The organism is Pseudoalteromonas sp. 2CM41L, from assembly GCF_023161905.1.
Classification (GTDB): domain Bacteria; phylum Pseudomonadota; class Gammaproteobacteria; order Enterobacterales; family Alteromonadaceae; genus Pseudoalteromonas; species Pseudoalteromonas atlantica.
In genome coordinates, this window is sequence record NZ_JALNTN010000019.1 from 1 (window position 1) to 15,714 (window position 15,714).

Genomic DNA, 15,714 nt, shown 5'->3' on the forward strand with positions numbered 1-15,714 from the left:
TGGTTTAGCGCCAAATGAATCTGAGGTTAGATACCAAGATTCTAAAACTGTGGCCAAAATTAGTTGACCACTACAAAAGCTAGTCTGGACGGTTGAGGAAAAAAGGTCTTTTATTGACTCTATCGTTAGTGGGTATCCTGTACCGTTGATATTGCTTGCAGAAGTCTCTACTGAAAAGGGAAGGAAGCTTGAGATAATTGATGGAATGCAACGAATGAATGCAATCATGTCTTTTATTGATCAAGAGTTTGATTTGAATGGCCAATACTTTAACCTAGATACAATGGCTGATACTAAATTCCTGATGGATAGCAATAAAGTTACTCAAAAAGGAACACCTCTTAATCGTGAAATATGTGCAGAAATTGTTAGATACCAAATCCCATTATCAGTATTTCAAGAGTCTGGTGATAGTCATATTGATGAAGTATTTAGACGTTTAAATTCTGGTGGTAGACACCTTTCTAAACAAGAGCTAAGGCAAGCAGGTGCTATTAGCAAATTTGCATCCATAGTTAGGAAGCTAGCAAGCAATATTCGAGGTGACTCAAGTGCATCCGACATTCTAGATTTAAATGCCATGAAAAATATTAGTATAACCAATAGAAATTTGGATTATGGAATATCTGTTGAGGATATATTTTGGATTAAAAATAATATAATAACCAAAGAAGCTTTAAGGCAATCTCAAGATGAAGAGGTGATAGCTGACATTGTAGCTTGGGTTTCAATGGAAAAAGGGCTTCGTTCAAGTTCAGATATATTAAATCAATTATATGGTTTTTCTTTGTTAAATAGTGAGGAATCATCTCTTTCTGAAACCGTAGAGCTACAAATTCAAAAAGTAAATGAAGAAGCCGTTATTGCAAATATTCAGCATGTTTTTGACAAAATTATTGATATTGTTGAACAGTCGGGCAAGACATTTAACTCTTTGTTATTTGATAGTCAGCAAGCAAAAATATCTAGATATTTTCAGATTGTATTTTACGCTTTCTATAAGCTATTAATTGAAGAAAACATGGAAGTTACTGATAAAGCTAGCTTGATAGGTCATTTAAATAAAGCTGGTGATAAAACAATTTCACTAGCATCAGGCGGGGGAAACTGGTCTGCTAAAGAAAAACAAACACAGTCAGATGCTTTGTATGGAGTTATTAGAGGTTGCTTTAGTGAAGCGCAGGAAAACGACCCAGCAAGAAATCAATGGGTAACTAGATTTGAAAATATTCTAATGCAATCTTCAACTGAGCAAGCGCTATATGATTTTAAGGTAGGGCTTCATGCATTAACAGAAGATTCAAGTAAATTAGATTTAGATACTTTTTCAAAAATAATAAAGACATTAACCTCTATGGCTAATACCTTTCCAGGTTCATCAGGATATTGTCTATTAGGTGTGGCTGATAATAAAAGTACAGCTGATCGCTATAAATCAATTTATAGCAATGAGTACGTATCATACTCTTCTTTTTATATTACTGGGGTTGATGCTGAAGCTAATAAACACCACTCGAATATTGATAAATACTTTACTAAGCTTGTGCAACTTATTAAGAATCAACCTATAAGTGATAGAGATAAAGATAATCTAGCGAGGAATATAACAACAGTTAGATATTTTGAAAAAGACGTCATAATTTTAAAAATTGAGTCCGACGATCAGCCTTCAATATACGATGGTAAATATTACGTACGACACGGTAGTAATGTTGATGAGGTGGCTCCTGAGAATTTCGGCCGATTATATTCACGGTTTGCAAAGTAAAGTTATAACAAGGCGCTGCCGCGGGAAATTTACTCGCTAGCGTTCCTAAATTATAGCAGGGCACGGCGTTAAGGGGCTTTAGCTCCAACCGATCTATTATCAACTAAAGGGGAAGGAAGATGGAGGGATATAAAAACCTGGGTGGTAACACTAATGTGGCTTCATACGAAATTGGAGCAGGTGAAATCACTGTTCAGTTCGGAGATGGCTCAGTCTATCTATACACGAATCAAAGTACAGGTGCAGCCACCATCAACGAAATGCATAGGCTAGCAATAGCTGGGCAAGGCTTAAATAGCTACATCGGTAGAGTAGTTAAAAATAGATATGCTATGAAAATCAAGTAATTAGAACGTAATAATCGCAGTCGCGGCGATGGGCTTTTCGTTGCGGCTGCGCTTTCATTACAGTAGTGTATGACGAAAATATGGGGTCAGGTCTTTCTTTTGCCTTTTTGTATTTAGGGCGAATAGGTTCAAATCTTGACTTCATACACCAAAATTAAATTAGCAAAACCTTTTGTATTAAGCTATCAACGCCCTCTAAAAGCGCAGCGCCTCATAACCTCTTTGTGAACTAGCTATAAATAATTAAGGTTGCTGGCACTTTAATTTCTATGACTCTAAACATAAAACATCGGCGAATTAGCAATCTAATACACGCCGATGTTTATAACTTATTCAAATAAGCACATTACTTGTAAGGTATTAAACCTTAGTCTGCTTTACGGTTAAGGCTAAATAAACAGATTGCTAAAAGTAATGTTGCAATCATACCTGATGCACCAGCAACGCCTGATGGTAAGAACCCATCACGCCCAGCAATAATTAAAATAGCATTTGCAAGCATTGCAACCGCGCCTGCTAGGGCTGAAAGGCCGCCAATGGCTTTGCCACCTTTAGCTAAGTAAGACAGGCCAAAAACAACAGCTGCTAATCCTAATAATAATTTAGCTGCGTAGTAAATCATGAATGATAAAGACACCACGCCACCAATTAAAGGTTGTGCGCCTTCTACTGCGCCCGCTACTTTACCAAATGTAGAAAACAACGTAAGGCCAATGCTTACCTGTACTATGTTTAATATTGCGCTAAATGTGATAGCCGACCAACCTAGTTGAGCGTTTTTAGCTTGCACCATAGTGGTACTTGCAAAGGCCACAAGCACAGTAAACAGCACGGCTTCTAGTCCCCATGCATATTGTCTTGAAAAGCTAATTTCAGCACTGTAAAGGGCAGTAAAAATAGCCTGGGTTATCGCCAACGCTAACAATAACGATGCTGTAATTAGGGTGGTGCGTTTATGTGTAAATTCCATTATGGTCCTCTTATAATTTTATATTTGACGCTTTAAAAGTTGCAGTCACTTTGCATACATCAAACAGATGGAAGTATTGCTGCTATAAGACAGGTAAAGCGGAGTAATTATTTCAGTAAAACCAATAAAAATAATAATTAATATCAAATAGGCTAAAACTTGCGCTTTTAATGAAACTTAGATTGGCAAAGCCGCATTGAGTTAAGCTGTTAAGCCTTTAAAAATTCAGTGCCTCTTATCCTCTTTGTGAATCGTCTTTTAAATTAAATGTTGGAGTGACTTCGACTAACTAAGGCGTCTGTTTACTAGAGAGGTAATTAAAACAATCGCTTAATAAAGCATTTATACCCACAAACAATGTTTATGGGTATTTTGTGTGACTAAGCCTATAAATGTTATTTATTAAGATAAAAGCCTAAAATGCGACCAATCACTTAATGCGATAATAGTTTGTTCTGTAGGCGGGGCTACATAGATTAAACCTGCAATGGCAATTATTGATGCCAAGGTAATTAATTTATTGTCGAAGTCGGCTATTTTTAACGCGGTGCCAAAGGAGCGTTTAATGGTGACATTGCTTAAATCTACACTGTAAATTTCATCGAGGAATAAATGAATTAGCCCGCCGAGTAAAATAAACCCACCTGTTAACCAGGCAAAGGTGGCTGCTTGTGTGGTTGTTTGCTCGTTTAATTGCCACGTTACTTGCGTTGTTAACAGCGCGCATAGCACTAAAAATAATAATGAGTGACAGCTGCCTCTGTGCACGGTGATCCATTCAAAAATAGGCCTAATAATGTATTTCATAAACCCGTACACCAATAACGGCACTACGATTAGCTCTATAAAACTAATTTCGATTATTAGCTCGGTGGTTATGTAATGCAGCACCAGTAATACAGCGCTTAGTGCGAATAAGTTAAAAATAGTATTGAGCGAGGTTGAGTTATCTGAGTCTATGTCGGGTAATAAGCCGCCAATTGAGCCTAAAAACCATAACCAAAGTGCGCCGTTTAAATCAATATGGCCTGCAGTTAATAAAGTGGCCGAGCCTAAACCTGTGATGATGACTGCAGTATTAAGATGAGTATTGAAATTTGCCATTGTATCTCTTGATAGAAAAATAGGTTGGCATTTTAGCAATCAAAAACTTAATTGTTCAATTTACTTTAAAGGTTTGGATGTAAATCTGGTTTAGCGACGTATTTTTATAATAAAGACTATTTGAAAGCCATAAAAACGCTATAGCATTCGCTATCTAATTTTTTATATCGTCGTAAAAGGCGACTTTTCCTCGGCCTGTTTCTTTTACGTGATAAAGGGTTTTATCACCGTTGTGCATTAATTCGTGTAGCTCAGTGCCATCAGTAGGCGCTACTGCAATACCTATGCTTGCACCTACTGCGCATGTTTTAGTATTTGAAATACTAACCTGCTGTTGTAGCTCCTTTAGTAAGGTAGTTGCTTGCTCCAGGGTTGCAGCTTTGTTGAATGTATTTACCTGCCTTGCAACAATAAATTCGTCACCGCCTAGGCGAATACACATATCGTTTTGTTCGTGAAATAGTGTTTTAAATCGGTGCGCTGTCTCTATAAGTACTTTGTCTCCGGCTTCGTGGCCGTAGGTGTCGTTAATGGGTTTAAATTTATCTAAATCGATCATCATAAGAACTAAGTGCTTATTATGTTTTATGCATTCGCGTAGCGTTTTTTGAAGGCGTTTTTCACCGGCGCGGCGGTTTAATAGGCCGGTGAGCGGGTCGTGGTCGGCTTCAAAGCGGGTTTTAAGTTCGCGCTCTGCGCGCTCGGTTACATCGTGTAAAATTACTTCTACTAGTTGCTCTTGTTGTGGGCCTCGGTTGGTATTTCTTTGGTCTGTTAATCTTACAAATAAGCAGTGAAACCAGAGCGTTTTATAACCAACTTTACACTCTACATCTAACGTAGTTTGTGGTGGGTTATGAGCAAAGCGAATTTCTTCCAGTAGGCTGTGTAATTCATCAACGTTGTTTAATAATTCAGGGAAGTGCAGGGTTGATAACTCTTTTTCACCGGGTACGGTAAAGTAATGTTTAAACGCGGGGTTAAAGGTGGTGATATTATTTTTGCTATCGAGTAAACAAATACCAGCGCTTGCTTGCTCAAAAATAAGTCTAAATTTAGCTTCTAGTTCTTGGGTTTTTTTACGAAGTGTTTGCTCATTACTAATAGTTAAATGCAATTCGTGCATTAGAGCATTTATACCGTGTGTTAAACGGCTTATTTCGTCTCGTTTGCCTTGCTTAAAGGTCAGCATATTAAGGGTTTCTGGCTCGCTAGGGTTAATTTTAGCAAAACTGTCGGTAAGGTTTTGAATAGGTTGAGTAAGCCAACGCTGTACTACAAGCGATACAAAAAATGCGATAACGATAGATTGTATTAGCATTAAAATAAATTCTTTTTTAAGTGCAGCCTGTGCTTGTTGCTGTATAAAATTATCGTCGGGGTATATTGATAAAACACCTATAAAGTTGTCATCTAAAAAAGGATGAACTAGCTTAACTAACACTGCTTCTTTTTGTTTGTTAATAGTGCCATTTGCAATAAACAACTCCATTTCGCCTTTTACGTTTGCTTCTGATTCTAGGCTTGCGCCTTGCACTAAATCGTTACTTAGCAAGCCATTAATTATTTCTTGGCTTAACTCTTTATCGTTTAAATAAGCAGCTATGGCGGCTGTTTTTCCCATTGTTTGGGCTAACTGTTGGACGAGTAAGTAGTTAGTGTTTTTCTTTTCTTTAAAGCCTGAATAATAAGACAGCATTGACGAGACTAAAGTCACAACAATAGCGACTAACGCAATTGCTATAGCAACGCGTATGTAGAGTTTTTGGCTAATAATTTTAATCAAATGTGTATACCACTTTTACTGCATCTGTCACTTGCGATAGCGGAATGTAACCAATAGCAAATTGCGATGCTGCAATTTTATTTATTGCATCTTCAACGGATGTTGACGGTGTAGGGGGCTTTGCACGGCCAGAAAACAACAACCTTGCCCAATACGCATTTATTTTTTGCTCGTCTTTATTGACCAGTTTTAAGTAAAAGTCGTTTTTAAGTGTTGATTTAGCCGGCAAATCAAGTGGCTTTGAGGTTTCACCATCTGGAAAAGTTAAATATCTACCCATGTAAATATCTATAATTTCCCGTTTTGATAATGCGTTAATAGTGTTGCTTTTATTTACTACTACAACAAACTCTGTCGATTTTGCATAAGAGCTCACAAAAAGCAGGCATAAGGGGAGCATTACATTAAGGGTTAGGTTACGTGTGCTTATCATAACTAAAACACCATACTAGCATTTAAACTAAGTATATGTACTTTATTGCTTTTATTTGCGTCTGACGGATCACTAAGGCTCCAAAGGCCTGCACCTTGAGGTTTTATATCAAAGCGGTCTAACTGCGCTTTAAATACTAAACCATCCGAAAAATGCCATTTTACGCCTACGTTAACCGAGTGCTGGTGAACATTGGTAATTTTAGTCGCTGCTTGAGTTGCAGTTGCAAGTTGCTGTATGGGTACTGAAATTTGTTCGGCTGTGCCTGGTAAAAAAACAGGGTTGTTTATTTTAACTACGTCATGGCGGTTTTTAGCTGCCGTAAAGCCTGTGTAAAATATTGCATTATCTACTCTGTATCCCACATTGATGTAGCCACTAATTACAGATGGCGCGACTATCCAATCAGACTCTGAAACCCCTAACTCAGACTGAATAAGCCAATTATTATTATCGTAAGTAGTGCCAAAAGCTGCGTATTCAATGCTGTTGCCTTTGGTGTTAAATTTGTTAGATATACTTTGTGCTTGCGGCCATATACTTTGTGGTACTAAATCGAGTGCGGTTATAAATTCGTCCAACGCAGTCAGTTTGTAATCGCCAAAATTTGACCTTGATAACGAAAAACGCATTGTCCATGCATCTAAAGAGTATGTTGCACTAAGGGTTGTTAAATTATCAAAATCAATAAAAAAGTCGTCATTATAGGCTTGTAGTTTTGCTGTAGAACTACCGTAAGCGAGTTTTAAACGTAAAAATCCATCGTTAATAACTTTACTGTACTCAACATCAACACCATCAAAATTACCGGCAATATTTGCAAACGAGTAATACGAATGAGGCGGGCGCACCCATAAGTAAGCGTATCCAACGTAAGGGTATTCAGATAGTAAGTAAAGGTCGCTGTTTAACCTACCTGCGCGGATGGCCCAGTTACGTGATGGGCGATAACGTACAAAGGCGAGCTCTAAAAAATTATCAAAGCTTTTATAGGCATGATCTTGTATTACTAGTTGAACTACAGAGTCCCAATTTTTGGCCAGTGATATATTAGCCTGACCACCTAAAATTGAATCACGCGTTGCTGAAAAACCAGATTCGTTCACATTTGAATAACTAGATGCAAAACCAATATCTGAATCGTCAGTGTAACTAAGGGTTAAGGATGCAAAACCACTAAATTGCACGTCAATGTCGTTTGCATAGGTTTTATTAGCCGCAGAAATTGTCAGTAAAGCGATGACAATTGTGCTTCGAAGCAACATGTTAGCCCATATTTATTTAAATTTAATATAATAAAAAGATAGCACAATATCTTAGATACCCAACTTAACTACACAGTTTTTACTGAATAAATTAGGCTGATAACAAAAAAAATCACCCAGTATTTAGGATTGTTTTTAAGTTTACCTAATAATAAAGGCTAATAGGTTTAAATTTAAAAAGGGGTTGTTTTACATAACTAAAAAATTGGCATCATTTGTTAACTATAAGGATGTTATAGCGTTGCAATATCTGTTTGATATAGTATAACATTCACCGCATTCTAATTTCCCTTAATAGAGTTTGAATGTGAGTACACCTACAGCTGTTAATCAAACATCACCGAAAGAATCTCCACGTGTGGAACAAACACGTAATGAAGCCCTAAATACAACTCAAGCCGCTACTCAAACAGTTAAAAGCGAAGCCATTATTGAAGTGGACTCGTTAAGTTTTAGCATTAAAAACAACGCTATTTTAAAAAACTTAAACTTTAGCGTAGGCTCAGGCGAAATTTACGCGTTACTTGGCGGTAACGGGGCGGGTAAATCAACCACGTTAAAAACTTTGCTTGGGTTTAATAAACCCACTCAAGGCTCTGTAAAAGTAGCGGGCAAAGAGGTAACACAGGCACTTGATTTTGTACGCGGCAAAACAGCATATTTGCCAGAGTCGGCCACGTTATATCCGCATTTAACTGCCCGCGAAAACGTGGCGTATTTTTTATCGCTTGCTGATATTAAAAAAACCGATGAGCAAATTAATGCTGCGTTTAACCGTGTAGCGCTACAGCAAGCTGCATGGGAGCGTCCTATGCAAACGTATTCTAAAGGCATGAGGCAAAAAACTGCGATTGCACTGGCTATTTTACGCCAAGCACCCATATTTTTACTCGATGAGCCAACATCGGGCCTTGACCCTGTTGCTATTGATGAGTTTAACCAGTTAGTGCGTGAGCTGGCATTAACCGGCGCTACTATTTTAATGGTAACGCACGATGTATACGGCGCATGCCAAGTTGCAAACCGAATTGGTTTATTAAGAGCTGGCGAGCTGGTGGGCGAATTTGACGCGCCAGAAAACGGCCGAATTGATACCGAGCAAGTGCACGCAGCGTTTGCACAAAGAGGCGCGTAATGAGCAAAAATAATTTTTCAAAGATGGTGATAGTTGCCAAAGATGAGTGGCGCTATTGGCTTCGCTCTAAACTGGCGATGACCGTTTTAGCCATTGGTTTATTACTTACGCTTTCATCTGTGGTGGTTACTGCCATTACAATGCACGAACTTAGCCACACTCGTAATGAATTACAAAGCAATGCCGAGCAAAGCTTTGCTGAGCAGCCCGACCGCCACCCACACAGAATGGTGCATTACGGGCATTACGCTTTTAGAACACCAACCCCTCTGAGCACACTCGACCCAGGTATAGATGCCTACACAGGTAACTCAATATTTTTAGAAGGGCATAGGCAAAATAGTGCAATGTTTGCCGAGCAGCGCCAAGGCACAGCTTTAACAAAACTTGGCAGCTTAACGCCAGCTTTTATTGTGCAAACATTAGCGCCATTACTGCTTATTTTAATTGGTTACAGCTCTATTAGTCGTGAGCGCGAATCGCAAACGTTGTCGTATTTATTGGCGCAAGGCACCAAGGGCAGCACGCTTATTGCGGGTAAAGGGCTGGCCCTTTTGTGTGTTGTTGGGTTAATCATTGCGCCATTAGCGGTGTCGGCGTTATTTACGCTTAGCGCGGGTGAGAGCCTTTTAGCCATTGTTAGTTTTATTGTGGGCTATGCATTGTATTTAAGCGTGTGGGTGTTAGTTGTTTTATTAGCATCGAGCGTGTTTAGTAAAAATAGTGGTAGCTTTACAGCGCTTGCGTTTGTGTGGATTTTACTGTGCATTGTTATGCCGCGCGTAGCAAGTACCAGTGCCTCTACGGCTGTGCCATCGGCCGGTAAAATAGAAACCGACTTTGCAGTAAAAGCTGAACTTAGAAAACTAGGTGATGGCCATAACACCAACGACCCCGCCTTTAAGCAATTTAAACAATCTCTGCTTAAAAAATACAACGTAAACAGCATTGATGAGCTGCCAGTAAACTTTAGAGGGTTAGTGGCCAGTGAATCAGAGGCCAAACAAACTAAGGTATTAAACCAGTTTGCCGAGCAGCGCATGCAAAGTGAGCTTAAACAAACGCAGGTATCGCGTTACTTTGGTTGGGTATCGCCTATGGTGGCTATTCGCTCGCTGTCGATGATTGTAGTTGGCACAAGCATAGAAACCCATCATCGCTTTTTACGCGAAACCGAACAGCTGCGCTTTGATTTTGTGCAAGGGCTTAACAAAGTACACATTGAAAAGCTTGATTACCAAGTTGATATGAACCGTAACGCCAATACCGAGGCCACTAAAAAAGCACGCGTAGGATCAGAGAACTGGCAAATACTGCAAAACTTTACCTTTGATGTAGATAGCGCAGATGTTCGCGCGCAAAGAAGTGTACCTGCTTTTTTACAGTTAATACTGTGGATTGTAGTACTTGTAGGCGGTATTAAATTGGTAGGAAAACGTTTGATATGAGTTATTTAATTACACAACTTACACGAGAATGGGGCTTTTTACTGCGTCAAAAGTACCTTGTGGTATTGCTGTTATGTAGCTTTGTTTTATCGGGCTTTGCAATATATAGCGGGCTTAGCGAAGTAAGCGCGCAGCAGCAAACAATAGAGCGTTTAAAAGAGGCAGATCAAAGCGATCGCGCTAAAGTGCAAAAAAAGCAAGACGATCCGGGCATGTTGGCTTATTACAGTTTTCATTTAACGTATTCTCAGCCATCTAACCTTGCTTTTGCAGCATTAGGGGAACGCGATATATTCCCGTGGAAACACCGTATTAATTTATTGGCCATAGAAGGGCAAATTTACGAAAGCGATGCGCAAAATGCCGAGCTGGCACAAGCCGGTAAAATTGATTTTGTATTTGTAATTAGCGCATTAGCACCACTGGTTATTATTTTGCTGTTTCATGACTTATTTGCAAATGAGCGCACTAGCGGCAGGCACGACTTACTGGTTACTACGGCTAAATCGTACTTTGCTTTGTGGGGCGCACGTATAACGGTAAGGTTTTTAGCAGTAATAGTGTGTTTAATGCTGCCATTTTTTATAGGTGCATTTATAGCTGGGGCAAGCGCGTTTGAAATTGCGTATGTATCGATACTTTGTATTGCATACCTTGCATTTTGGACTGCGCTGAGTGTGTGGTGGGGCAAAAACGCGACTAGTGCGCCGCGCGTTGCCTCTGGCCTAATTGGTTTATGGGTATTATTTGCTTTTATTATTCCTATTTTAGGCGACCTTGCTATAAACAAGTCGGTACATTCGCCTAAGGGTGGCGACATTATGCTTACTCAGCGTGAAGCGGTAAATGATGCCTGGGATTTACCAAAATCTGCCACTATGCAGCCTTTTATTAAAGAGTACCCAGCACTTGCGCCATACATTACTATGAGCAGTGAGTTTGAGTGGAAATGGTATTACGGATTTCAGCAAATGGGCGATTTAAAAGCAGCGTCGCTTTCAAAATCATACCGAGACGCAGCCGCTAAAAAATATGACTTAGCAGGCGTTGTGTCGTGGTTTTCGCCACCACTGTTATTGCAGCGCAGCTTAACGCGAGCCGCCCAAACCGACTCAGTAGCGGCGTATGCATACGAGCAGCAAATTCGTGATTATCATCAGCAATTACGTGAGTTTTATTACCCTTGGTTATTTTATAAGGGTAACCCGCCTAAATCAGTTCTCAATAACATGCCTCGCTTTGAGGCTATAGCAAAGTAATCCTTACTAGGTGCGCTAAACGCCGTTGTTTAGCGCACCTAGTAACAACACCATAATTATAAAATACTTATATTACTAACAAGGTTCACAATGAAAACCAACACAACAGGGCTTAAGCTCACCTATTTAAGTGCGTGCCTAGTAAGCTTATTTAGCAGCCAGGCTTTGGCTGCTGAGCAAAAACAGCAAACACACAGTGCTAACACAAGCATTGAAAGGCTGTCTGTAGTTGCTACGCGCCAAGCTTACCAAGGTAACTTTAGCCAACTAGAAACTCCACAATCAGAGCTTAAAATTGATTTAGAAGCCCTTGAAAATGCAGGTGCAGTAAGCCTTAACCAAGCGCTTGATTTATCGGCCTCTGTTGCACGCCAAAACAACTTTGGTGGGCTTTGGAATAGTTTTTCGGTACGTGGCTTTGTAGGCGATGAAAACCTACCGAGTAACTACTTAGTAAATGGTTTTAATGCTGGGCGCGGTTTTGGTGGCTCGCGTGATTTGTCGGGTATTGAGTCGGTTGAGGTTTTAAAAGGCCCGCGTGCGGCTTTATTTGGCCGTGGTGAGCCAGGTGGTACAGTAAACTTAGTTACTAAACGCCCAACGTTTGATACGCAAGGTGAAATTAAGCTCTCGGTAGGGAGTTTTGATACTTACCGCGCCGATTTTGATTACACCACGGCGCTTAACGATGACGTTGCAATTAGACTGGTTGGTTTTTACGAAGACGCCGAGAGCTTTAGAGACACCATAGAAACCACTAAACACGGTTTTAGCCCGTCAATAGTGTGGAATATTAACGACAGCAGCCAACTTGTTTACGAGCTTGAATACAGCGACCAAGAAGTGCCGTTTGATAGAGGCGTATTAGCAATAGATGGCGAACTTGGGCTTATACCACAAAGTCGCTTTTTAGGTGAGCCGGGCGATGGCCCAATTGAAGCCGATGTACTAGGGCATCAGTTAGAGTACATTCATGACTTTGATGATAACTGGAGCATTTTATTTGGTGCAAACTACCGTGATACCTCTATGGAAGGCTTTGCAACCGAAACCGGTTTTGGCGGCGTAGTTGATTGCGAAGTAAACCGCTTTAGGCGCTACCGCGATTTTGATGCTCAATACCATGTATTGCGTGCAGAGCTAAGCGGCAGCCTTGAGCTGGGCGGTTTTGAGCACCGTTTAATTATGGGTGTTGACGCTGATAAATTTGAAAACGATCAATTTATTTTACGTGTACGGGGCGATCAATACATTAATGTATTTAACCCTGTATACGGCGCGTACGAATTACCAACGCCTACATCTAATACCGACCGCGTAGAGATTCAAGAGTCGGTAGGGGTATTTATTCAAGACCAAATAAGCGTAACTGATAAGTTAGATATTCGTATTGGTGCCCGTTTTGATGATTACGAGCAGCGCTTAAATAACCGTTTAGCAGGCACTAATACAAAACAAACGCAGTCACGCGTGAGCCCCCAGTTTGGTGTGGTGTATGAAGCCGGTGATTATGTATCTGTTTATGCAGCCTATGGCGAAAACTTTCGCCCGCTTTCGGGTGCTGATGCCAATGGCGATGGTTTTGAGCCAAACCAATCTACCTCTGCAGAGCTAGGTGTAAAATTTACCCTTAACGATGGCGCGTTATTTGGTACCGTTGCTGTATTTAAAGTAGATCAAGACAACATGCTAGTAGTAGATGACCCAACAGCGTTTACTTATGCCGCCATTGGTGAAGCGCAAAGTAAGGGAATAGAAATAGACCTAACAGGTGAGCTTAGCGATAGTTTAGAAATTTGGGCGTCGTATGCGTATGTAGATGCCCAAATAGAAAACTCATTTTTTGATGCTAACTTTGGCTACACAGTAGAGGCCGGCGAGTCACTTTTAAATGTACCAGAGCATCAACTTAGCTTGCAGCTTGTTAAATCGGGCGAGTTATATGGCAATGCAATTAAATTTGGTGGCGGGCTATTATTTGTAGATGAACGCAATGGCTATTTTGGTACCGACTTTAAACTACCCAGTTATACAACCGCGCGTGTATTTGTAAATTACGATGTAACAGACGCGATTGGTGTTACGGCTGAGGTAAATAACCTGTTTGATGAAACGTATTACACAAACTCGTTTGCCGATGCATGGGTACAACCTGGTACCCCGCGTAACGTTAAATTTTCTGCCTCTTATAAGTTTTAATTGGTATTTTGCACTGTAAACGTAAAAAGGTCGCTTAGCTAAAGCGACCTTTTTTATTTGGCGTGTTTGTATTTTTTTAATATTTTAGAGTACTCGCCTGAATTTTTTAACTTTTGCAGCTGTATATTAAAGTCATCACGTAATTTTTTTGATTTAAATAAATAGCCACTAGGGCTTTTACCAAACAGCGCAAAGTGATCTACAGGTTGTGTGCTATCAATACCTTTAAGGGTTGAGCGATAGTAATTAAAACTTTGTTTATCCATTTGAATCACATTAGCCTTGTTTGAAAAAAGCATTTTAACTTGAAGAGATTGGTCGTGCACTTCGTAATATTGTGTATTGGCTTTTGCCATTTTTGCATATTCTTCACCTAAATGTATGCCGGCGCTGGGCCACGAGATTAAGCTGTAATGTGTTAAATCTGAAATTTTAGTAAAGTTAAAATGCTTGCTCCTTAGGGCTATCGCAACGTTTTCGTATTCATAGGCTTCATTTGATATATAACCGCTTAGGAGATTACCGTTTTCTGTGCTTAAGTTTATGTCGGCTAGTATGTCGAGCTTTCCATCTATATACTCTTTAGCGCGGCGAGTATAAGGATAATAGCGTGGCTCTATTTCATAGCCTAAAGGGGTTAACGCGGCTTTAATAATATCGAGGGTTAGCCCGCTGTTGGTATGTGACATTACAAAAGGTGGTAGGGTTTCGCCAAAACCTACAACTAATTTTTGTTTAGTAGGCGATGCACAGGCAAAAGAGGATACAAGCAGGGTAGTTATTGTCGTTATTATTAAAAAGTTTAACTTCATTAGGCTGTTTAAATTAACTTAGCATACTAAAAAGATAGTAACTAAGTGGTTATGTAACAAGTAAATAGCCCATTAAAGTATGATTAAATACCTTTAATGGGCAAGTATTAGGCACAAAAGGTTAAACTTGGCACCGTTTAAAAAGGTGCGTAGCCGTCTGGCGTTGTTTTTGGCGTAGTCCAACGCTCTTTTGCATCAATATCTGTACGTTTAGAACCCGGCGCTGGTATACGGCCATTATCGCCAAAAAGCCATAACACTAGGTTTGTTCTGTCGCCACTGGTTATAGGTTTTGCCGCGTGTGGTACATTGCCTTTGTGGATCATGGCGGTGCCTGGTTTAAAGCTAAGTTGCACAACTTTTTCGTTTACTTGGTCGTAAAAATCAAGCTCTGATCCGCTAAATTCTTCGCCAGGTAAGTTTAAATTAATATTTAATGTTACTGATGATGCATCGGTATGCGGACGAATAGACGCATCTGTACTTGGGTCGTAATAAATAGAAAAACCAAACGTTTGCGTATCGTAACCTATGATCTCAGGAAACAATAAACGTGAAATAGGGCGCATGTATGTATTTAATACTTGGTTATAAAATGCCTGAAAACTAGGAGCAGCTAAATAGCCCTCTGAGCGTTTGTCGAGCATGGCGCCGCGGCGGTTTAATACAATACCGTACGGTGGACGCATAGGAATGTTAGCATTCCATACTTTTTCTAGGTAACCACGTAAAACAGCTAGGCGCTCAGGATCAAAAAATTGAAACTGATACACATCGGTCGCTACTTCTTCTAGTAGTGATTTTACTAAATGCTCTTTAGATGGATTTTGCCATGCAGCATTAACGGCTTCACGTAAGTTTTTATCTAGTAATGAATCGTCAAGGGTAAAGGTGGTTGTATCTACTTCGGTTTCTTCCCACTCTTTCCAAGCTTGTGTAAGTAGTTGGTCGTTGTTGTACCAAAAATGCTGTACAGAGTGCTCACGATTTAACATGGCCTCTCTTGAAGGTAACGCTAGAGCACGAGCAAGTTGTAATTGGGTGGCAGACATAATGTGTAACTCCAGTTGTTGAATTAGGTTTTATCAATCTAGGAGTGCAATTTATTATATTTATAAAGTTAGATAAATAAGCTGTTTTAGGAAACAGTATCAAAATAATGTTTATAATTAGGGGCGGAATGAATAG

Annotated in this window: 13 protein-coding genes and 1 pseudogene; 7 read left to right on the forward strand and 7 right to left on the reverse strand. The window is 39.8% G+C overall.

Features of this window, described 5'->3' with window-relative positions; all coding sequences use genetic code 11:
• Positions 1-88: 88 nt before the first annotated feature.
• The 3 genes and pseudogenes from MTF64_RS19960 to MTF64_RS17385 form a co-directional block, all read left to right on the forward strand.
• Positions 89-475, forward strand: a pseudogene (locus MTF64_RS19960) (DUF262 domain-containing protein); the annotation flags it as partial.
• Positions 476-580: 105 nt separating this feature from the next.
• A complete protein-coding gene (locus tag MTF64_RS20005) occupies positions 581-1,768 on the forward strand; it encodes an RNA-binding domain-containing protein (RefSeq protein WP_348984476.1) in 1,188 nt (395 codons plus the stop codon).
• A gap of 119 nt (positions 1,769-1,887) precedes the next feature.
• Positions 1,888-2,115 (forward strand): hypothetical protein, encoded by a 228-nt coding sequence (locus tag MTF64_RS17385; protein ID WP_064387308.1) that lies wholly within the window; start codon positions 1,888-1,890, stop codon positions 2,113-2,115.
• 367 nt (positions 2,116-2,482) lie between these two features.
• Here the strand turns inward: MTF64_RS17385 and MTF64_RS17390 are convergent, their stop codons facing one another.
• From MTF64_RS17390 to MTF64_RS17410, 5 genes are all read right to left on the reverse strand, one after another.
• Positions 2,483-3,085: a hypothetical protein gene (locus MTF64_RS17390; RefSeq protein WP_064387307.1), complete on the reverse strand. Its 603-nt coding sequence runs from the start codon at positions 3,083-3,085 to the stop codon at positions 2,483-2,485.
• A gap of 402 nt (positions 3,086-3,487) precedes the next feature.
• Positions 3,488-4,189 carry a metal-dependent hydrolase gene (locus MTF64_RS17395; protein WP_064387306.1) on the reverse strand — a complete coding sequence of 234 codons (702 nt, stop codon included), beginning with the start codon at positions 4,187-4,189 and terminating at the stop codon, positions 3,488-3,490.
• A 154-nt stretch (positions 4,190-4,343) separates the two neighbouring features.
• A complete protein-coding gene (locus MTF64_RS17400) occupies positions 4,344-5,975 on the reverse strand; it encodes a sensor domain-containing diguanylate cyclase (RefSeq protein ID WP_248452134.1) in 1,632 nt (543 codons plus the stop codon).
• Entirely contained in the window at positions 5,968-6,408 is a 441-nt protein-coding gene (locus tag MTF64_RS17405; protein ID WP_064387305.1) for a hypothetical protein, read from the reverse strand. Before MTF64_RS17405 ends, MTF64_RS17400 begins: the two co-directional genes overlap by 8 nt.
• A 2-nt stretch (positions 6,409-6,410) precedes the next feature.
• Complete coding sequence (locus MTF64_RS17410) at positions 6,411-7,673, reverse strand: hypothetical protein (RefSeq protein ID WP_248452136.1); 1,263 nt, start codon at positions 7,671-7,673, stop codon at positions 6,411-6,413.
• Between the two features lie 307 nt (positions 7,674-7,980).
• Between MTF64_RS17410 and MTF64_RS17415 the strand changes: the two genes are divergently transcribed.
• The 4 genes from MTF64_RS17415 to MTF64_RS17430 all read left to right on the forward strand — a co-directional run bounded on the left by MTF64_RS17415 (position 7,981) and on the right by MTF64_RS17430 (position 13,714).
• On the forward strand, positions 7,981-8,808 hold the full coding sequence (locus MTF64_RS17415; protein ID WP_248452137.1) for an ATP-binding cassette domain-containing protein: 828 nt from the start codon (positions 7,981-7,983) through the stop codon (positions 8,806-8,808).
• A complete protein-coding gene (locus MTF64_RS17420; RefSeq protein WP_248452138.1) occupies positions 8,808-10,256 on the forward strand; it encodes a DUF3526 domain-containing protein in 1,449 nt (482 codons plus the stop codon). Before MTF64_RS17415 ends, MTF64_RS17420 begins: the two co-directional genes overlap by 1 nt.
• Complete coding sequence (locus MTF64_RS17425; protein WP_096041729.1) at positions 10,253-11,515, forward strand: DUF3526 domain-containing protein; 1,263 nt, start codon at positions 10,253-10,255, stop codon at positions 11,513-11,515. Before MTF64_RS17420 ends, MTF64_RS17425 begins: the two co-directional genes overlap by 4 nt.
• Before the next feature lie 90 nt (positions 11,516-11,605).
• Positions 11,606-13,714, forward strand: coding sequence for a TonB-dependent siderophore receptor (locus MTF64_RS17430; protein ID WP_248452139.1), 2,109 nt, complete (start codon positions 11,606-11,608; stop codon positions 13,712-13,714).
• Positions 13,715-13,767: 53 nt separating this feature from the next.
• On the opposite strand, the gene MTF64_RS17435 is transcribed toward MTF64_RS17430, so the two are convergent.
• Together MTF64_RS17435 and MTF64_RS17440 are read right to left on the reverse strand one after the other, a co-directional pair.
• Entirely contained in the window at positions 13,768-14,526 is a 759-nt protein-coding gene (locus MTF64_RS17435; RefSeq protein ID WP_096041731.1) for a transporter substrate-binding domain-containing protein, read from the reverse strand.
• A gap of 137 nt (positions 14,527-14,663) precedes the next feature.
• Entirely contained in the window at positions 14,664-15,578 is a 915-nt protein-coding gene (locus tag MTF64_RS17440) for a 2OG-Fe(II) oxygenase family protein (protein WP_248452140.1), read from the reverse strand.
• Between the last annotated feature and the right edge of the window lie 136 nt (positions 15,579-15,714).